The 19,893-nt window shown below is 71.6% G+C and carries 14 protein-coding genes; 11 read left to right on the top strand and 3 right to left on the bottom strand.

Going from position 1 to position 19,893, the window contains the following annotated elements; genetic code table 11:
• The first annotated feature begins 60 nt into the window (after positions 1–60).
• The 6 genes from N6H00_RS17665 (at position 61) to N6H00_RS17640 (ending at position 10,318) form a co-directional block, all read left to right on the top strand.
• On the top strand, positions 61–1,416 hold the full coding sequence (locus tag N6H00_RS17665; RefSeq protein WP_268972706.1) for an alpha/beta fold hydrolase: 1,356 nt from the start codon (positions 61–63) through the stop codon (positions 1,414–1,416).
• A gap of 162 nt (positions 1,417–1,578) precedes the next feature.
• Positions 1,579–2,934 carry a M64 family metallopeptidase gene (locus N6H00_RS17660; protein WP_268972705.1) on the top strand — a complete coding sequence of 452 codons (1,356 nt, stop codon included), beginning with the start codon at positions 1,579–1,581 and terminating at the stop codon, positions 2,932–2,934.
• A gap of 231 nt (positions 2,935–3,165) precedes the next feature.
• Positions 3,166–4,872, top strand: a complete 1,707-nt coding sequence (locus N6H00_RS17655; protein ID WP_268972704.1) for a serine/threonine-protein kinase — start codon at positions 3,166–3,168, stop codon at positions 4,870–4,872.
• An 88-nt stretch (positions 4,873–4,960) separates the two neighbouring features.
• Positions 4,961–6,742: a serine/threonine-protein kinase gene (locus N6H00_RS17650; RefSeq protein WP_268972703.1), complete on the top strand. Its 1,782-nt coding sequence runs from the start codon at positions 4,961–4,963 to the stop codon at positions 6,740–6,742.
• Positions 6,743–6,831: 89 nt separating this feature from the next.
• Positions 6,832–8,442 (top strand): succinic semialdehyde dehydrogenase, encoded by a 1,611-nt coding sequence (locus tag N6H00_RS17645; protein ID WP_268972702.1) that lies wholly within the window; start codon positions 6,832–6,834, stop codon positions 8,440–8,442.
• Between the two features lie 13 nt (positions 8,443–8,455).
• Complete coding sequence (locus tag N6H00_RS17640; RefSeq protein WP_443072974.1) at positions 8,456–10,318, top strand: GMC oxidoreductase; 1,863 nt, start codon at positions 8,456–8,458, stop codon at positions 10,316–10,318.
• An 88-nt stretch (positions 10,319–10,406) separates the two neighbouring features.
• Here N6H00_RS17640 and N6H00_RS17635 read toward each other — a convergent pair whose 3' ends face one another.
• Together N6H00_RS17635 and N6H00_RS17630 are read right to left on the bottom strand one after the other, a co-directional pair.
• A complete protein-coding gene (locus N6H00_RS17635) occupies positions 10,407–11,417 on the bottom strand; it encodes an LAETG motif-containing sortase-dependent surface protein (protein WP_268972701.1) in 1,011 nt (336 codons plus the stop codon).
• Positions 11,418–12,185: 768 nt separating this feature from the next.
• The gene (locus N6H00_RS17630; protein WP_268972700.1) at positions 12,186–12,452 is read right to left on the bottom strand and encodes a chorismate mutase; all 267 of its coding nucleotides are present in this window, start codon (positions 12,450–12,452) and stop codon (positions 12,186–12,188) included.
• A gap of 286 nt (positions 12,453–12,738) precedes the next feature.
• On the opposite strand from N6H00_RS17630, the gene guaA reads away from it, so the two are divergent.
• The 5 genes from guaA to N6H00_RS17605 all read left to right on the top strand — a co-directional run bounded on the left by guaA (position 12,739) and on the right by N6H00_RS17605 (position 18,007).
• Positions 12,739–14,325, top strand: coding sequence for a glutamine-hydrolyzing GMP synthase (guaA, locus tag N6H00_RS17625; RefSeq protein WP_268972699.1), 1,587 nt, complete (start codon positions 12,739–12,741; stop codon positions 14,323–14,325).
• Between the two features lie 139 nt (positions 14,326–14,464).
• Positions 14,465–15,067 carry a Uma2 family endonuclease gene (locus N6H00_RS17620; RefSeq protein ID WP_268972698.1) on the top strand — a complete coding sequence of 201 codons (603 nt, stop codon included), beginning with the start codon at positions 14,465–14,467 and terminating at the stop codon, positions 15,065–15,067.
• Between the two features lie 65 nt (positions 15,068–15,132).
• Positions 15,133–15,930, top strand: coding sequence for a class II aldolase/adducin family protein (locus N6H00_RS17615; RefSeq protein WP_268972697.1), 798 nt, complete (start codon positions 15,133–15,135; stop codon positions 15,928–15,930).
• A gap of 105 nt (positions 15,931–16,035) precedes the next feature.
• Positions 16,036–17,331 carry a hypothetical protein gene (locus N6H00_RS17610; protein ID WP_443073223.1) on the top strand — a complete coding sequence of 432 codons (1,296 nt, stop codon included), beginning with the start codon at positions 16,036–16,038 and terminating at the stop codon, positions 17,329–17,331.
• Positions 17,332–17,434: 103 nt separating this feature from the next.
• Positions 17,435–18,007 (top strand): DoxX family protein, encoded by a 573-nt coding sequence (locus N6H00_RS17605; RefSeq protein ID WP_268972695.1) that lies wholly within the window; start codon positions 17,435–17,437, stop codon positions 18,005–18,007.
• Between the two features lie 78 nt (positions 18,008–18,085).
• Here the strand turns inward: N6H00_RS17605 and N6H00_RS17600 are convergent, their stop codons facing one another.
• Positions 18,086–19,825, bottom strand: coding sequence for a serine/threonine-protein kinase (locus tag N6H00_RS17600; RefSeq protein WP_268972694.1), 1,740 nt, complete (start codon positions 19,823–19,825; stop codon positions 18,086–18,088).
• Between the last annotated feature and the right edge of the window lie 68 nt (positions 19,826–19,893).

Raw genomic sequence — 19,893 nt, 5'->3', positions numbered from 1 at the left:
CTCTTCTCCCGGCGGTAACTTAATCGCCGAGCTAAGTCCATTTAACGTGAGGATTGAAGGATGCAGCAGGCAAGCACAGCGGCACCGGCCGGACCGGGCGCCGCGACGACCGTCCGTCAGCCGGAACTGCTCCTCACCGACTATCACTTCGACGTACCGCTCGACCATAAGGCTCCCGAGGGGGAGCTGATCCGGCTTTACGCACGAGAGGTCGTCGCCGCCGGGAAAACCGCCGCCCAGCGTGACCGGCTCCCCTGGCTGCTCTATCTCCAGGGCGGGCCCGGTTGCGCCGCGGACCGCCCGGTGGGCCGCTCCGGCTGGCTGGACCGCGCGCTCGACGAATACCGTGTGCTCCTGCTCGACCAGCGCGGCACCGGCCGCTCCACCCCGGCCAACCGCCAGACCCTGCCGCTGCGCGGCGGACCGGCCGAACAGGCCGAGTACCTCTCCCACTTCCGCGCCGACGCGATCGTCCGCGACTGCGAGCTGATCCGGCGGCAGCTCATCGGGGACCGTCCGTGGACCGTGCTGGGCCAGAGTTTCGGCGGCTTCTGCGCCGTGAGCTATCTGTCCCACGCGCCCGAGGGGCTCGACTCGGTCCTGATCGCCGGTGGGCTTCCCGCGATCGACCCCGGCATCGACGTGGCCGCCGTCTACCGGACCGCCTATCCGCGGATGGCCCGCAAGACCCACGCCCACTACGCCCGCTACCCGCAGGACGCGGGCGTGGTCCGTGCCCTCGTACGTCATCTGACCGACCACGAGGAGGTGCTGACGGACGGGACCCGGCTCACCGTCCCCGCCCTCCAGCAGCTCGGCTTCCTGCTCGGCACGGGCGACGGATCGCACCGGCTGCACTACCTCCTGGAGGACGCGTTCGTGCCCACCGCCGGCGGGCCGCGGCTGGGCGACGCCTTCCGCGAGCAGGTGGCGGCGGTGCTCTCGCGCGCCGCCAGCCCGCTGTTCGCCCTGCTGCTGGAGTCCACCTACGCCCAGGACGGCCGGGCCACCGGCTGGGCCGCGGAGCGGGTCCGCGCCGAGTTCCCCGCCTTCGACGCCGGGCAGGCGGTCGCGGAGGGCCGTCCGGTGCTCCTCACGGGCGAGACCGTGCACCCCTGGATGCTGGACACCCACGCGGCGCTGCGCCCGCTGCGCCACACCGCCGAGCTGCTCGCCGCGCGCACCGGCTGGGGCCCGCTGTACGACACCGAGCGGCTGGCCCGTAACACCGTGCCGGTGGCCGCCGTGATCTACCACGACGACCTGTACGTGGACACCGCGCACTCCCTGGCCACCGCTCGGGCGATCGGGGGCCTGCGCACCTGGGTGACGGACGAGTTCGAACACGACGGGATACGGGCCGGAGGCCGCCGGGTGCTGGACCGGCTGCTGGGGCTGGTGCGTGACGGCGCGTGACGGACGGGGCCGAGCCCGTGACAGCCCACACGGTTGTGCTGTGTTCGAATTCCTAGCGACATCCCTAATACCCATTGCCCAGACCCTCCGGCCCCCTTTAGGTTGAGCGGCGCATTAACTTTGCTTAACTGGCCGCTTATGACGGAGACTTGGGGAGTCACTGTGCGCAGACGCATACGCAACCGCATCTCCCTGCGCACCGCGGCCGTCGCCGGAGGCATCGCCTTGGCGGCGGCCGTCGCCATGACCGCACCGGCCACGGCCTCGCCGGGATCACCACACCCCGGCGGACCGGCCGGCCCCTCCGCCGGCCAGCGCACCCTGGACGTGGAGTACTTCACCGGACCGGGTGGCCACCCCCGCCACACCGAGATCCCGGCGGCCGCCCCCGAGCGGCTGACCAGCGCCGCCCGCCCGCTGTCCGCCGCCGAGGCCGCCGCCGACGGCGACGTCTCCTCGCTCATCAGCAACGGCACCACGGCCGACAAGCTCGACGTCGTCTTCATCGGCGACGGCTACACCGCGAGCCAGCAGGAGGACTTCCACACCGACGCGCGCTCCAAGTGGGCGCAGATGTCGGCCGTGCAGCCGTACGCCTCGTACCAGGACCTGTTCAACGTCTGGACCGTGGACGCCGTCTCCAACCAGTCCGGCGTCTCCGGCGACCCGTCCAAGGACGTCGTCAAGGACACCGCCCTGGGCTCGTACTTCTGGTGCGACGGTATCGAGCGGCTGCTGTGCGTCGACACCGCCAAGGTCGAGTCGTACGCGGCCAAGGCGCCGCAGGCCGATCTGGTGGTCGTCCTGTCCAACTCCACCAAATACGGCGGTGCGGGCTACACCCTCACCTCGAAGGTCGGCTACGACGGCATCGCCACCGCCTCCTCCGACCACGCCGACTCCGACCAGATCGCGGTCCACGAGACCGGCCACTCGCTCGGCAAGCTGGCCGACGAGTACTTCTACGCGGACTACGGCACCTACACCGGCGCCGAGCCGAGCGAGGCCAACGCCACCACGCTGACCGCGGCGCAGCTGACCGCCCAGCAGAAGAAGTGGTACCGCTGGATCGGCCAGACCTCACCCGACGGCGGCACGGTCGGCGTCTACGAGGGCGGCCGCTACTACCCCAAGGGCATCAACCGCCCCACGGACAACTCGATCATGCGCACCCTGGGCCGCGAGTTCAGCCTCCCCGGCCGCGAGGCGATGATCGCGGGCTTCTACCGCCACGCGAGTGTGCTCAGCAGCCGTAACGCCACCGCCACGGCCCTCAAACGGTCGGCCGGTATCGAGGTGGACGTCCCGCAGAGCGCCTCGCTCACCTGGTACGTGGACGGGACCCGGGTCACCGCCGCGAACGGTAAGGCGAGCGTCACCCCGGCCACCCTGGGCGTCCCGGCCGACGGCGCGAGCCACACCGTCACCGCCAAGGCGACGGACGACACGGACGCGGTGCGGGACCCCGCACTGCGCAAGCTGCTGAGCGGCTCCCGCACGTGGAAGGTCACCGGCTGACCCGACCGCCGACGGGCGCACCGTCTGACGCGCCCCTTTGACTGGCCGCCCCGTGGACCCCCGCCGCGGGGCGGCCCACCTTTGTGCCCGATGGGGGGCGGCCGCGGTCCGCCCCCCTTGACATCGGCATGCCTTACATTTCCGTACGCCGCGCGCACGCTCAATCGCCCGTGGGGGCGGGCCGGCGGTCCGGTGTTCGAGGGCTTCGGCGGGGTGAGGCAAGATGAGGCCATGGGTACCGGGGGAGAAGGCTGTCTGATCGCCAATCGCTACCGGCTGGTCACACGGCTCGGACGCGGCGGAATGGGCACGGTCTGGCGGGCCGTCGACGAACTCCTGGGCCGTGCTGTCGCGGTCAAGGAACTCCACGTGGACGAGGGGCTCGCGGGCCTGGACTCGCGATTGCGCGGCGAGCGCACCCTGCGCGAGGCCCGGACCGTCGCACAGATCAAGCATCCGAACGTGATCGTCCTCCACGATGTGATCGAGGAGGACGACTGCGCCTGGATCGTCATGGAGTTGGTCGACGGGTGCTCGCTCGCCGACCGGCTGGGCACCGACGGGCCCGTCGAGGCGCGGGAGGCGGCTCGGATCGCGACCGCGCTGCTGGGCGCGTTGCGCGCGGCGCACGCACGCGGGGTGCTGCACCGGGACATCAAACCCGCCAATGTGCTGGTGGAGTCGGGCACCGGGCGGGTGGTGCTGACGGACTTCGGCATCGCGCAGGTCACCGGGTCCACCACGATCACCGAGACCGGCTCGTTCGTGGGCTCGCCCGAATACACCGCGCCGGAGCGGATGTCGGGGCGCCGCACGGGTCCGGAGTCGGACCTGTGGTCGCTCGGGGTGCTGCTCTGCACACTGCTGGGCGGCGAGTCCCCGTTCCACCGCGAATCCCTGGCCGCGGTGCTGCACGCCGTCGTCTTCGAGGAGATCGCCGTCCCCGAGGCCGCAGGGGCGCTGAAGCCGCTCATCGAGGGGTTGTTGCAGCGCGATCCGGAGCAGCGGCTGAGCGCCGACGAGGTCGAGCGGATGCTGCGGATGTTCCAGGAGGTGGGGGACACCCCGGAGATCCCGCTGGAGTACACCCCGACCCAGCCCGGTGTGCCGGTCACGAACGACGCCCGCCCGGCCTCCGGGTCCGTACCCGTGCCGCCTCCCGCGCCCGTCCCCGCTCCCGCTCCCGTTCAGGCCGCCGCCGCCCGGCCGTCCCGCTCCGGGCGTGCCCGCCGGGGCAGCACCGTCCTGATGGTGGCCGTCGCGGTGGTCGCGCTGGCGGGGGCGGGCGTGGGTGGCGTGGCGCTGCTGAGGGACGGGGACAGCGGTGCGGGGACGAGCGACCAGGCGGACGCGCCCGGCGACAAGGGACGTTCGGACTCCTCCGACGGCTCGCGCGGACCGAGTGCCTCCGGGCGGCCGTCGCAGACCGCGTCGAAGACCGCCGATCCCACGTCGAGCCCGTCCGCCGGGGCCTCCGAGGGCTATTCCACCGAGGGCTATGAGCAGGTCAAGGACCCGCTCGGGTTCTCGCTCTCGGTGCCCGAGGGGTTCGACCGCGAGTACAAGCCGCCCCGGGTCTACTACAACTCGCCCGGTATGGAGTTCCGGATCGGGGTCCACGTCCAGGAGCAGAGCCCCGAGGGCCCGCTCGGGCTGAGCCGGCAGGCGGACGCCAAGGGGCCGCAGAACTATCCGGGCTACCGCAGCGGCCAGGTCATCGAAACGGAGCACAACGGCCGTCCCGCCGCCCTCTGGGCGTTCATCTGGAACGGTTCGGCCGACGACGGGGGCTCCCGCCAGACCTACGACCTCAGCTGGAACGAGGGCGGCAAAATGTATGACGTCTGGCTTTCCGCGCCGGTGAACGAAAAGTCCGTGGGCAAGCGGCATTTCGACACCGCTGTCGCCACGTTCAGGGGTGTCGGCGCGGCGAACTGAGCGGCGTCGCAACGGCTTTGTCACGAGCGCCCGCGGCGGCCTCCTCGCGGGTGGCGGGCGGTCCCACCTCGTGGGTAATGATGAGCCCATGACGAACGACGGGGGACGGGCGAACGAGCCCACCAGCTACAGCCTGCGGCCGCCGCATGCGCCGACCGCCCCGGTGCCGGCGCCCCAGCCGCCACCCGAGGCGTTCCAGCAGCCGGACCGGGCGCCCGGGACGGCGCGCCCGGGGCAGCACGCGTACGAGCCGACGCAGTTCGCCGGTGCGCACCAGGGAGCCCAGCCGGCCGCCGGTCACCAGCAGGGGGCCCAGCCGCCCGCCGGGCGGCAGCCCGCCGCCGGGGCGCAGGACCCGGACAGCGGGCGGCTCATCGGCGGCCGCTATCGGCTGGTCTCCCGGCTCGGCCACGGCGGCATGGGCACCGTCTGGCGGGCGCACGACCAGGTCGTGGACCGCGATGTGGCGGTCAAGGAGCCGCGCGTCCCCGACCATCTCCCCGAGCGCGAGCGGCAGACCGTCTACCAGCGGATGGAGCGCGAGGCGCGCGCCGCGGCCCGGATCGACCACCCCTCGGTCGTCACCGTCCACGACGTGGTGGTCGAGGACGGCCGCCCCTGGATCGTGATGGAGCTGGTGCGCGGCCACTCGCTGGGCGACCGGCTGATGGAGGGCACGCTCGATCCGCGCGAGGCGGCCCGTATCGGCCTCGCCGTGCTCGGCGCGCTGGCGGCGGCCCATGAGGCGGGCGTGCTGCACCGCGATGTGAAGCCGGACAACGTGCTGCTCGGCCGGAGCGACCGGGTGGTGCTCACCGACTTCGGCATCGCGCAGATCGAGGGCGAGCAGGGGCTCACCGAGACGGGCGGGTTCGTCGGCTCGCCCGAATTCGTCGCGCCGGAGCGGGTGCTGGGGCAGCGGCCGGGGCCGGAGTCCGACCTGTGGTCGCTCGGCGTCGTGCTGTACGCGGCGGTGGAGGGCATGTCGCCGTTCCGCCGCTCCCACAGCCCCGCGACCCTCCAGGCCGTGCTCGGCTCCGAACCGCAGGTCCCCGCGCGCGCCACCGGGCCGCTCGGCACGCTGATCATGCAGCTGCTGCGCAAGGACCCGGCGATGCGCCCGGCGGCCCCCGAGGTGCGGCAGGCCCTACAGGCGGCGGCGCGGGAGCCGCGGCCGGTGCCCACGGTGCTCGGCACGGCCGGATACGCGCCGGGTGGTGCCCGGCCGCCCGCCGGCAACCGCTTCGTACCGCCCATCCTGCACAAGAACCGTAAGGCGCAGCTCGGGCTGGGCGGTCTGGTGCTGGTGGTGGCCGCCGCCCTGGTGCTGGTGGTCACGGGGCCGTTCGGCGGTGAGGGGCTGCCGTCGGGCTGGACGGTCCGGGAGGAGCGCGATGTGGTGGGCGCCTCGCTGGCCGTGCCCGGCGAGTACCGGCGGGTGCAGGACGACAGCGACTCGGACAACCCGCTGGTCACCTTCTACGACCCCAGTGGGGTCTTCACGGTGTCCCTGAGGCGTTCCACACCGGACGGCGAGAACGACCCGGTGGACGTGAACGCCGCGGCGGAGCAGATCGTCGCCTTCTACAAGGACGGCGGCGCGTCGACCGTGGAGGACGCCAAGAGCGAGACGGCCGAGACCGAGCAGCAGGGGCAGGAGGCGCGGGAGGTGACCACCACCTACCTGCCGTACGGCACCAGCAGTGACAAGAACCCGGTCCGGTACCTGAAGCGCGATCACCTCTACGTCAACAAGAACAAGGTCGCCTGGGATCTGACGGTCACCATGCCCGCCGCCGGTGACGCCCTGAAGGACGGCGAGAAGCTGTACGAGGAGATCGTGCGGAATCTGAAGATCGAAAAGCTCTGAGCGCGTGGGGCGGGTCCGGCCGGGGCCGTCGGCGGAAAGTTGTTACCGCCGGGTACCCAAAGCCGCCGGGCGGGCCTACTCTCGCCCCCATGACGGACTCGCACACCACGCGGGGCGCCACCGGCAACCCGGTCGCCCCCCAAGGCACCCGCACCGCCGCCGACGTCGTCACGCCCGAGCTGATCACCCGGCTCACCCGGGGCGTCGTCGGCAGCGGCACCACCGTCAGCCACACCCCGTTCACCGGGGAGGTCCTCGCCTCCGGCCTGCCCGAGGCCACCCCCGAGGACGTCGTCACCGCCTTCGACAACGCCCGCGCCGCCCAGCGGGCCTGGGCCGCGACCCCCGTCCGCCGGCGCGCCGCCGTCCTCCTGCGCTTCCACGATCTGCTGCTGCGCCGCCAGCCGGAGATCCTGGACCTCATCCAGCTGGAGACCGGGAAGACCCGGCTGCACGCCCACGAGGAGATCCAGGGCGTCTCCGCGGTCGCCCGCCATTACGGCCGTAAGGCGCCCGCCTATCTGCACCCCAAGGGGCACCTGGGTGCCGTGCCCACCCTCACCAAGGTCACCGAACTGCGCCAGCCGCGCGGGGTCGTCGGCCTCATAGCGCCCTGGAACTACCCCCTCCAGCTCTCCGTGGGCGATGCGATGCCCGCCTTCGTGGCGGGCAACGCCGTCGTGATGAAGCCCGACACCGAGACCGCCCTGTCCGCCCTGTGGGCGCGTGAGCTGATGGTGGAGGCCGGACTGCCGGCCGGGGTGTGGCAGGTCGTGCTCGGGGACGGCCCGGTGGTCGGCCCCGCCGTGGTCGAGCACGCCGACTACGTCTCGTTCACCGGCTCCACCCGCACCGGCCGCGAGGTGGCCCAGGCCGCCGCCGCCCGCCTGGTGGGCTGCTCCCTCGAACTCGGCGGTAAGAACGCCATGCTGGTGCTGCGCGACGCCGACCTCGCCCGCGCGGTCGACGGCGCGGTGCGCGGCAGCTTCGCCTCCGCCGGACAGCTGTGCATCTCCATGGAGCGGCTGTACGTCCACGAGTCGGTCGCGGACGCCTTCCTGGAGCGCTTCGTGGCCCGCACGAGGGCCATGCGGCTCGGCACCGCCCTCGCGTACGGCGCGGAGATGGGCTCACTGGTCTCACAGCGCCAGCTGGACACCGTCACCCGCCATGTGGACGAGGCCGTCTCCAAGGGCGCCACGGTGCTCGCCGGCGGCCGCCCGCGCCCCGACATCGGCCCGTACTTCTACGAGCCGACGATCCTGGACGGCGTGGAGTCCCCGATGGCCGTGTGCACCGAGGAGACCTTCGGCCCGGTCGTCTCCGTCTACCGCTTCAGCGACGAGGACGACGCGGTCGAGCGCGTCAACGCCACTCCTTACGGTCTGAACGCCAGCGTCTGGACCAAGGACGCCCGGCGCGGACGCGCGCTCGCCGCCCGGCTGCGCGCGGGCACGGTCAACGTCAACGAGAGCTACGCCGCCGCCTTCGGCAGCACCGCCTCTCCCATGGGCGGCATGGGCGACTCCGGACTCGGCCGCCGCCATGGCTCCGAGGGCATCCTCAGATTCACCGAGGCACAGACCGTCGCCCAGCAGCGGCTGCTGCCGCTCGGCCCGGCCTTCGGGATGACGGACGAGAAGTACGCGGCCTTCATGACCCGCAGCCTGCGCGCGCTCAAGGCACTGCGCCTGCGCTGACCAGCACATTCCAATGGAGGTACCAGTGCCAGGGGAGAAGTCTGCCCACAACCGGGAGCAAGGGCCCGAGCACGACGAGGACTTCGACTACGACGTGATCGTGGTCGGCTCGGGCTTCGGGGGGTCCGTATCGGCCCTGCGCCTGGCCGAGAAGGGCTACCGGGTCGGCGTCCTCGAGGCGGGCCGCCGCTTCACCCGGGACACCCTGCCCAAAAGCTCCTGGGACCTCCGCAACTACCTCTGGGCCCCGGCCCTCGGCTGCTTCGGCATCCAGCGCATCCACCTCCTCGGCAAGGTCATGGTGCTGGCGGGCGCCGGGGTCGGGGGCGGTTCGCTCAACTACGCCAACACGCTCTACGTACCGCCCGAGCCGTTCTTCCGGGACCGCCAGTGGGGGCACATCACCGACTGGCAGGACGAACTGCGGCCGTACTACGACCAGGCGCGGCGGATGCTCGGGGCGCGCCTCAACCACACCGTCACCCCCTCCGATGTGCACCTCAAGGCGGCCGCCGAGAAGATGGGCGTGGGGGACACCTTCCACATGGCGCCCGTGGGAGTCTTCTTCGGCGACGGTCACGACGCCGTCGGCGGGGAGGGCGGGGAGGGCGCCGACCCTCCGAGGGCCGAGCCGGGCCAGACGGTCCCCGATCCGTACTTCGGCGGCGCGGGCCCGGCCCGTACGGCGTGCACGGAGTGCGGTGAGTGCATGACCGGCTGCCGCCACGGCGCCAAGAACACCCTCAACGAGAACTATCTCCACCTCGCCGAGCGGGCCGGTGCCGTGGTCCACCCGATGACGACCGTCGTCGCCCTGGAGGACGATCCGCTCGGCGGCTACACGGTCACCACCGTGCCGACCGACAACCGCCGTAAGGGCAAGCCCAAGACCCTGCGTTCCCGGTACGTCGTCCTCGCCGCCGGTACGTACGGCACCCAGACGCTGCTGCACACGATGCGGGACAAGGGGCTGCTGCCGCGCGTCTCGGACCGGCTCGGCGTCCTCACCCGCACCAACTCCGAGGCCCTGGTGGGCGCGCAGACCACCGACCGGCGCTACCGCCGCGCCCGGCGCGGCGAGCGGCGAGCGGACTTCACCCGGGGTGTCGCGATCACCTCGTCCATCCACCCGAACGAGACCACCCATATCGAGCCCGTCCGCTACGGCAAGGGCTCCAACGCGATGGGGCTGCTCTCCGTCCTCCAGATCCCCGACGGCGGCCGTCTCCCGCGCTGGCTGCGCTTCCTGGGCGCCAACCTCCGGCACCCCACCCTGGCGGTGCGCTCGCTGTCCAACCGCCGCTGGTCCGAGCGGACCATCATCGGCCTGGTTATGCAGACGCACGACAACTCGCTGACCACCTACCGCAAGCCGAAGGGGCCGGGGAAGGGCCTGCTCACCGCCCGCCAGGGCCACGGCGAGCCCAACCCCGACCACATCCCCGAAGGCGCCGAGGCCGCCCGCCACATCGCCGCCTCGATCAACGGTTTCGCGGGCAGCAACGTCGGCGAGCTGATCGGCACCCCGCTGACCGCCCACTTCCTCGGCGGCTGCCCGATCGGCGCGTCCCCGCGGGAGGGCGTCATCGACCCGTACCACCGTCTCTACGGGCATCCGGGCATCCATGTGGTCGACGGCTCCGCCGTCTCGGCCAACCTAGGCGTCAACCCGTCCCTGACCATCACGGCCCAGGCCGAACGTGCGATGTCCCTGTGGCCCAACAAGGGCGAGCCCGACCCGCGTCCGTCCCCGGAGGCGCCGTACGAGCGCCTTCAGCCCGTGCCGCCCCGCAGTCCGGCCGTACCGGCGGACGCCTTCGGGGCGCTGAGGCTCCCCTTGCTGCCGGTGCCGAAGGTCCCGCCGGCCTCCGCGTGAGGAGTCCTGCGAGCGGCCCGGCGCGAGCGGTCCGGCGTGAGCGCCAGGGGCGGGCCGGCGTCCGCCCCGCCCCTGGCGTCCGGGACCGTCAGACCGTGGCGCGACGGCGACGGACCACGAAGACCGCGCCTCCGCCGGCGGCCATCGCCACCCCGCCGATCACGGCGATCATCGGCAGCGCGGAGGAGGAACCGGTTTCGGCCAGGCTGCCCTTCGGGCTGATCTCCGTGTCGCCTTCCGGCTTGTGCGGCAGCGGCTTCTTCCCGCCCTGCGGCTTCGGGTCGGCCGGCGGCACCTCGCCCGGCTTCGAACCCGCCTTGAGCACGTCGAACTCGTAGTACTCACCGGTCGAGTAGGCGCAGTTGCCCTCGTCGTCCGCGTACACCCCGACGCTGATGGCGTAGCCGAAGCCCTCGGGCGCGCTCTTGGCGACGCTCAGCCGGAGGTCGACCGTAAGGGTCTCGTGCGGACGCACATCGGTGTAGCCGATGTAGCCGGAGCCCGGGTCGTTCTCGTCGGTGGAGATCGCCTTCCAGGCGCCGGACTCGGGGTCCTTGTACTGGAGGGTCAGGTACGTGCCCGTGCCGTCGGGGGCGGACTCGTGCACCGTGCCCGCGAAGAGCCCGAAGTCGACCCGCTGGTAGGTGCGGTCCGAGTCGTTCTTCACCTGGTACGTGAAGCCGTGGAAGCCGCTGCCCGCCACGACCTTCGACGGCAGGCCGACCAGGGTCGTGCTGAGGTCGGGGTCCTCGTTGTAGTCCCCGTCGTCCGCGCACTCCCCGCCCGGCTCCTCGGTCGGCCCGGGGGTCGGGGTGGTGGTCTCGGTGGGCTTGTCAGTGGGCTTGTCGGTGGGCTCGTCAGTGGGGGTCGGAGCCTGGGTGTCGGTCGCGGACGGCGCCGGGGTGGTGGGCTCGTCGGTCGGAGCGGTCTCCGTCGGCGCCGTCGTCGGGTCGTCAGGGGACGGCGTGACGGTCTCGGAGGCGGTCGACGACGGGCTGTCCGTCGGCTCATCCGCGAAGGCGGCGGGGGCCGCGAGGAGCGCGGCAGGGGCTATGGCGGCCGTTGCTGCGGCGGCCGCCAGGGCGCGGCGAAGCTTCATGAAGACCTCTCTGGGTCCGTACGTATCGCTGTGGTGGGCGGATACGCGTGTGGAAGGCCGTCGCGGTGGGGACGCGGGATGGCCGTGCGTTTGCACGTACATGACCAGGCCAATGGCTGAAAGGTTGCGCTCCCGGTTGCTCACAGAATGGTCACAGAATCCGCATGGGGTGCTCGGTTCCGCACGTCATCACCCGTACGGCGGGTGACCGGCCCGTGAGCGGGCTCGTTGTGCCCGGTGCCGCGCCAGCCAGGAGCGGTCCGGAGAGAATCCACGCGTGGCTCATATCCGCCGTAGCGATGAGACGCGGCCCCTGTGGTGATTCAGGCGGCGCGTCGTGGGACCTCGCTTCGGCGAGGTGACCGGTCGGCAGGGGACAGCAGCCCGGTCACCACCTCAAGGACGGCCGGTCCCGGGGACGCCTGGGGCCGACCGTATCCGGTCGAAACAGTTGCGCCCGGCGCTTGGCATCCACCACGATGCTGAGAGCGAGAACGCCCCCGGACACCCCCCGACATTGGTCGGACCACGCGGGCGTACGCCGTCCAGACACCCCAGAGATACGGGACCCGGAAGCCGGCGGCGCAACCCCCCGGCGCCGCTTCTCGGCACCGGCGCTGCCCTGACGCCGGTGCTGACCGCCTAGGGCCCCGGAGGCGCCCGCCCCGTTAGGGCGCCCCCGGGGCCCTAAGCCTGTCCGGCAGGGTCCGGCCCCGCCTCGGCCCCGGTCCCCGCTTTGGCCCGGCCCTGCTTTGGCCCGGCCCCGCCTCAGACGCGGCCCCGGCACAGCTCCAGCAGCGTCATGGCGAGCGTCGTACCGGGCTTGCCGAGCCGCTGCCGGTAGCGGTCGAGGATCTCCATCTCGCGGGAGAGCTGCACCCGCCGCCCGCCCGCCGCGATCCGGGCCTCCTGGATGGCGGCCGAGACGGCCATCCGCTCCCGGACGAGATCGAGGATCTGTCCGTCGAGGGCGTCGATCCGCTCCCGGGCAGTGCTGATCATCTCGGTGCTCTCCGGGGCCGTACCGCTGCTCATGTCCGTATCTCCTGGTCCGTGTCACGGAGCCCTGGAATCCGGCCGGGACCCGGAGGAAAGACAACAGCGCCCCGGGCCTTTGCCGGCCCGGGGCGCCTGGGAAGTCGCTGTCAGTGTTTACGCAGCACGACCATGGCAGCCGGACGGGCCGGTGCCATAGGTAAAGACGAAGGTCATGCGCGTGGACATGGCGTCGATTATGAGCCCGTTAGAATCGAAAGTCCAAACCTGCGGTCCCGCCGCAGACAGTTCCACCGCACGCCACCACCGCCGGAAGGCCGCCGAAGTGCCATCAGCGTCCCCTGCTGCCGCCCCCGACACCGTCCTGGTCGTCGACTTCGGCGCGCAGTACGCCCAGCTCATCGCCCGGAGGGTCCGTGAGGCCCGGGTCTACAGCGAGATCGTTCCGTCCACCATGCCGGTGGCCGAGATGCTTGCCAAGAAGCCGAAGGCGATCATCCTCTCCGGCGGCCCCTCGTCGGTCTACGCCGAGGGCGCGCCCACCCTCGACCGCGCGATCTTCGAGGCGGGCATCCCGGTCTTCGGCATGTGCTACGGCTTCCAGCTGATGGCCACGACGCTCGGCGGCACCGTGGACAACACCGGGGCGCGTGAGTACGGCCGTACGGAGCTCACCGTCAGCAAGCCCGGCTCGACGCTCTTCGCGGGCACCCCCGAGGAGCAGCAGGTGTGGATGTCGCACGGCGACGCCTGCTCCCAGGCGCCCGAGGGCTTCACCGTCACCGCGTCCACCGATCTGGTGCCGGTCGCGGCCTTCGAATGCGACGAGCGCAAACTCTACGGCGTACAGCACCACCCCGAGGTGATGCACTCCACCCACGGCCAGCAGGTGCTGGAGCACTTCCTCTACCGGGGCGCGGGCCTGGAGCCCACCTGGACCACCACCAATGTGGTCGAGGAGTCCGTGGCCGCGATCCGCGAGCAGGTCGGTACCAAGCGCGCCATCTGCGGGCTGTCCGGCGGAGTGGACTCCGCCGTGGCCGCCGCCCTCGTCCAGCGGGCCATCGGCGACCAGCTGACCTGCGTGTACGTGGACCACGGCCTGATGCGCAAGGGCGAGTCCGAGCAGGTCGAGAAGGACTTCGTGGCCGCCACCGGTGTGCAGCTGAAGGTCGTCGAGGCCGAGGAGCGGTTCCTGACCGCGCTCGCCGGGGTGTCCGACCCCGAGGAGAAGCGGAAGATCATCGGGCGGGAGTTCATCCGGGTCTTCGAGCAGGCCCAGGCCGAGCTGGTGGCCGAGGCGGGCGCGGCCGGGGAGGACGTGGAGTTCCTGGTCCAGGGCACCCTCTACCCCGACGTCGTGGAGTCCGGCGGCGGCACCGGCACCGCCAACATCAAGTCGCACCACAACGTGGGCGGGCTGCCGGACGACATCGAGTTCAAGCTCGTCGAGCCGCTGCGCCGGCTGTTCAAGGACGAGGTCCGGATGGTCGGCCAGGAGCTCGGCCTGCCGGAGGAGATCGTCCACCGCCAGCCCTTCCCGGGGCCGGGCCTGGGCATCCGGATCGTCGGCGAGGTCACCAAGGAGCGCCTGGACCTGCTGCGGGAGGCCGACGCCATCGCCCGCGAGGAGCTGACCGCCGCCGGTCTCGACCGCGACATCTGGCAGTGCCCGGTGGTCCTGCTCGCCGACGTCCGCTCGGTCGGCGTCCAGGGCGACGGCCGCACCTACGGCCACCCGATCGTGCTGCGCCCGGTCTCCTCGGAGGACGCGATGACGGCGGACTGGTCGCGGCTGCCGTACGACGTGCTGTCGCGGATCTCGACCCGCATCACGAACGAGGTCGACCAGGTCAACCGGGTGGTGCTCGACATCACCAGCAAGCCTCCGGGCACGATCGAGTGGGAGTGACCGCCGCGCTCCCTCCGGGTCGGATGGTCATCTGATCGTCAAACGCCGACGCCGTCGCTCATTCGTTTGGGCGGCGGCGTCGCCGTTTGGGCTGGGTACTCTGTGCGCAGAGGCGAGACTCCGTCCCATGGGAGCAATCATGAGCGCCGCACACGAGTACGGGCTGGACGAGCAGTACGAGTGGCCCCGCCCGCCGGAGGGCGGCTGGACGGCGGACGACCTCGACCGGCTTCCGAATCTTCCTCCGCACACGGAGCTGATCGACGGGAGTCTCGTCCTCGTGAGTCCGCAGACCAGGTTTCATTCGCGAACGATGCGATTGCTGGACAACGCCCTCTTGGAGCAGGCGCCGGATTATCTGGATGTCGACCGTGAGATGACGATCAGGCTGGACGACAAGAACCGTCCGGAGCCCGATGTCGTGGTCTTCCGGGCGGATAAGGACGCCGGGCCCGACGCCACCTGGTACAAACCGGAGGATGTTGTTTTGGCTGTGGAGGTCGTATCGCCGGACTCCAAGGCGCGTGACCGCGAAGTCAAGCCGCGCAAGTACGCCGGTGCGGGTGTGCCGCATTTCTGGCGGGTGGAGGAGGACCGCGGACTGCCCGTGGTCTACGTCTACGAACTCGATCCCGCTGTGAAGGCGTACCAGCCCACCGGCATCTACCACGACAAGCTCACCCTGACCGTCCCGTTCCCCATCGAGATCGACCTCACCGCGATCAATCGCCGCCGCCCCTGACCCTGGCCTCCTGCGATACCCAGAGGTAGCTTCCGCTCCAGCACCCCAGAGGAGCGGAGCTGCCCATGACGAACCAGCCGCAGGCCCCCACCCCGATACCGACCGATCAGCTGCGGTTCACCATGCCCCCGCAGCACGCCTCCCCCGAGGACGAGCGTCGCCACCGCAAGGAGCGGCTGGCCGCGGCGCTGCGCCTGTTCGGACGGTTCGGGTACGAGGAAGGGGTCGCGGGACACATCACCGTGCGGGACCCGGAGTTCACCGACTGCTACTGGGTGAACCCCTTCGGCATGCCCTTCGGCCACATCACCGTGAGCGATCTGCTCCTGGTCAATCGGGCGGGCCAGGTGGTGGAGGGTCGCTGCCACGTCAACCAGGCCGCGTTCGTCGTTCACTCTTCCGTGCATCAGGCGCGGCCGGACGTCGTGGCCGTCGCGCACAGCCGCTCGGTGCACGGCCGCGCGCTGGCCGCGCTCGGTGAGCCGCTGGAGCCGATCACTCAGGAGGTTTGCGCCTTCTTCGAGGACCACGGGGTCTACGCGGGCAGCACGGGGGTCGTCGTGGACGAGGAGGAGGGGCGCGCGATCGCCGCCGCGCTCGGCGGGCACAAGGGCCTCATCCTGCGCAATCGCGGTCTGCTGACGGTGGGGGACTCGGTGGACGCGGCCGCGTGGTGGTTCATCACGATGGAGCGGGCCGCCCAGGTGCAGCTGACCGCGAAGGCGTCGGGGAAACCGGTGCCCATCGACCGCGCCGACGCGCTGCGGACGCGTGAGCAGCTCGGAAACGATCTTGTGGCCTGGATCAACTATCAACCTCTGTATCTCCAGATCACCCGCGCTGAGCCGGACCTGCTGAGCTGACCCCTTCCGCGGTGCGGCACAATCCCCTGTCAACACATGTCAGTTGGGCGGTGCCGCGCGACCTCGCGGCGCCGTACGGAACGAGTGAACGACGGAGCGACCCGCGTGGCGGTGGAGACGGCGGAGAACGCCACGACGGCAGGAGGACAGCGCCCCCATGGGCACCCCAAGGGCCACACGGGCTGTGAATGCGCTCAGGGGGCCCGTGACGGCCATCGGCGGGCCGTGGCCGCGTTCGTGGCCCTGAGGGAGCGTTTCGCGGCCGGAGAGGGCCTTCCCAAGGCGCTCGCCCACTCGGCCGGGGCGTCCCGGCAGTGGGTCTCGGACGAGCTGGCCCAGGCGGCCCGTTCGGTCGCCGACAGCGGCCGCGCCGAGACCTCGGCATGGCGCGACCGGGTGTGGCGGCGCACGGTGTCCGTGGTGTGGGGCGTGGTCGGGGCGCTGTTGATCGGACAGCTGGCCACGGCGATCGGCGCGGGCTGGTCGGTCGCGCGGACGGCCGGGCTCGCCGCCGCCGTCGTCACCGCGGTGCTGCTGACCCTCGCCGCGCGGCTGCACCACGCCGCCGGCGGTCCGCTCGCCCCGCTCGTCGGCGAGGACAACCGCCTGTCCACCTCCCGCACTGTCGCGGCCGCCTGGCTGCTGATCGCGGTCTTCGCGGTGCTGGTGCTCGGCATCGAGCTGGCCGTGGCCCCCGGCGACCGGCAGCGGCTGACCGACGGGCTGGCCCTCGACCACGCCGCCGGGCTCCTTACGGTCGCCGCGTTGACGTGTGCGACCGCCGTGCTGGCACGGCTCGTCGTGGCGGCCCGGGTGCGGGCCCAGCGGTTGCAGAAGGTGCGGGCCGTGCGGCCGCGCGCCGCCGATCTGCTGACCGACGACGCGGGCCGCGGCAGCTTCGCCGATGTGCAGTACGTGGTCGTCCACACCGTGGCCCTGGCCTTCACCGCCGTCCGTCTGGCCCGCGAGCCGTGGCGGCTGCCCGATCTGCCGTGGGGCCTGGCGCTGTTGGCGGCCGTGTCCGTGGTGATGTACCTGGCCGGGAAGTACGCGGAGGGCGGCCGGCCGACCGTGCTGTCCGTCGTGAGGGTGCGCCCCGAGGAGGGCGGCATCGACCGCGATGCCCCGATCCGCACCGGCGACGACATCGAGATCCGCGGCAGCGGCTTCGTCCCGCCGGGCGCCCAGGACCCGGACCGGCTGGCCAAGATGGTCGTCCGCATCGGCGCGGTGCACGTCCACGTCCCCCTGGTGCCGGTCGCCGGGGGCTTCAGCAACCCGACGGACACCGCGCTCACCGTGCCGGTCCCGGTGGATGTGGAGCCGGGCCGGGTGGAGGTGCAGGTCGTGACGGCCTCGGGGGCGGAGACCAACCGCTATCCCATCGACGTCATGGACTGAGTTGTTCCGGTCCGTCGCTCCGTATGGTTTCGTCGAATGGGCTTGCCGTATGGGCTTGCCGATGGGGTGACGAAGCGGCGGTGCGAGGGGAGAGGCGGACGTCATGAGGCATGCGGACCGTATGGCCGGGTCGGGCACGGCGGGCAGTGGCGGCAGTGTGAACGGTGTGAGCGGCATAGGCGGGCAGCAGTCCCTGGGCGTGCGGGCCACGGCCGCCCGTTACGCGCTGCTGCCGCTGCGTATCTTTCTCGGTGTCACCTTCGTCTACGCCGGGCTCGACAAACTCACCGACTCGGCCTTCCTGGCCGACTCGGGCGCGGGCTCGATCGGCGAGCTGATGCGTCAGGTGCGGGACAGCTCGGCCGTGCCGTGGCTGGTCGACCAGGCCCTCAAGGACCCCACCGCCTTCGGCTACGCCATGGCCTACGGCGAACTGGCGGTCGGTCTCGGCACTCTGGTGGGCCTCCTCTCCCGCCTGGCCGCCTTCGGCGGCGCGCTGATCTCGCTGAGCCTGTGGCTCACGGTCAGCTGGCAGTCGGACCCGTACTACTACGGCAACGACCTGGCCTATCTGATGGCGTGGCTGCCGCTGGTGCTGGCGGGGGCGCCGTATCTCTCCCTGGACCTCGCCCTCTCCAGGCGCCGGCGCCGACAGGGCTCGCAGCTGTTCACGTAGCTCTCGCGACGCTTCAGGTGGGGCGCGGCTCTTCGCGCAGGGCGTTCACGTGGGGCGTGGCCCCCAGGCCCTGTGCCGTCAGCCGAGGATGCGGAAGCCGTCCCGGACCTCGTCGAAGACCGGCCGGTAGGTGTCCCAGTCCGCGTCCGGGGCGCTCAGGTAGATCGCGTACTCCTTGCCGCCCTCCTTGCCGAAGCCGAGGTCGATCGCGCGGAACATCCGCTCCGAGCCGCGGAACTTGAACTCCCACACCGCCGCCGGCATGTTCAGGAACTTCGTCTCCTGCATCCGCATCCGCTGGTAGACCGGGTAAGCCTTCTTGAGCTCGGTCTCGACCTCCTCGAAGTGCTGGACTTGGTCGGCGGAGGCGAAGTCCAGGACGTTGATCCTCAGACCGACCATCCGGGTGGGGTCGAGGTAGCGGACCTCCTGGGTGCTGTCGACCGTGTTGCCGTCGGGGTCGGTCTTCTCCTGGCGGGACCAGCCGTCGGGGATGGGGAGGGAGAAGCCGAACTTCTTCTCCGTGACGATGTGATAGCCCGACGGCGGGGTGTACGACGGGGTCGGGGAGGCCGACGGACTGCCCGAGGCGGAGGACTGCCCGCCGCTGTCCTTACCGCTGTCGTGGTCCATGCCGAACACATAGACGCCGCCCGCCACGGCCACGACCGCCAGGGAGGCTCCCACGGCGGTCCACACCGCCTTACGGTTCGTCTTCCGCGCCGGAGGAGGGGGAGCGGGAGCCGGGCCGGGGGGTGGGGGCAGCGCGGTGTTCGGAGGGGTGTTCTGGGTGGTGTTCGGCGCGGCCGGCATAACGGGGTACGAGACCGAAGCCGTGGGCGCGTGCGGTGGGGTGTGCGGCGGAGTGTGCGCGGTCGTGCCCGTGGTCCGGTCCGGGGGCGTGCCGGGCTCCCGCCGCGTCGACAGGTTCATGGTGGAGTCGAGCCGCGACGTCTGCGTGGTGGAGTCGAGCGACGGCGCCGGCAGCGATGTGGTGTCGGCCTCCGAGGCGGGCAGCCGCAACGCCCGTTCGGTCTCCTCCGCCGAGGGCCGCAGCTCCGGCTCCTTCGCCAGCAGACGCTCGATCAACGCAGCCAGCGGGCCCGCCTGTTTCGGCGGGTCCAGCGGATCGACGGCGATCGCGTAACCCGTCTCGATCGCCGTGGCCCTGCGGAACGGCGCCCGCCCCTCGACCGCCTGGTAGAGCGTCGCCCCCAGCGCCCACAGGTCCGACGCGGGACCGGGCTTGCGGCCCCTGACCCGTTCGGGCGCGATGTAGTCGATGGAGCCGACGACCTCGCCGGTCTTGGTCAGCGTCGAGGTGCCGGTGGCCATCGCGATGCCGAAGTCCGTGAGCACGACCCGGCCGTCGGGGCCGAGCAGCACATTGCCGGGCTTGACGTCCCGGTGCAGCACCCCGGCCGCGTGCGCGGCGCGCAGGGCGGCGATCATGCCGCGGCCGATGCGGGCGGCCTCGTCGGGGGAGATCGAGCCGCCGTCCTTGAGCAGGTCCGCGAGGGTTGTGGAGGGCACGTACTCCATGACGATGCACGGCAGTCCTCCGTGGTCCACCACGTCGTGGACCACGACCACATTGGGGTGGGTGATACGGGCCGCGCTGCGCGCCTCGCGGCGGGTGCGTTCGTGCAGCGTCGTCAACTCGTCCTCGGCGAGGTGCGGAGAGACATGGAGCTGCTTGACCGCGACCTGGCGGCCCAGCAGTTCGTCCTCGGCGCGCCACACCGTGCCCATGCCGCCGCGGCCGATCTTCTCGACCAGGCGGTAACGTCCGGCTATCAGGTGGCCTTCGTCCGACACCGCTTTCCCCTCCCGCACACGTTCGATGCGACACGATAGCCGCCGTGGCCCCTGGGGAGATCTCAGGG

The organism is Streptomyces sp. S465 (genome assembly GCF_026898115.1).
Classification (GTDB): Bacteria; Actinomycetota; Actinomycetes; order Streptomycetales; family Streptomycetaceae; genus Streptomyces; species Streptomyces luomodiensis.
The sequence above is the reverse complement of the archived record's forward strand: the minus strand, read 5'-3'. Positions and strand labels throughout refer to the sequence as shown.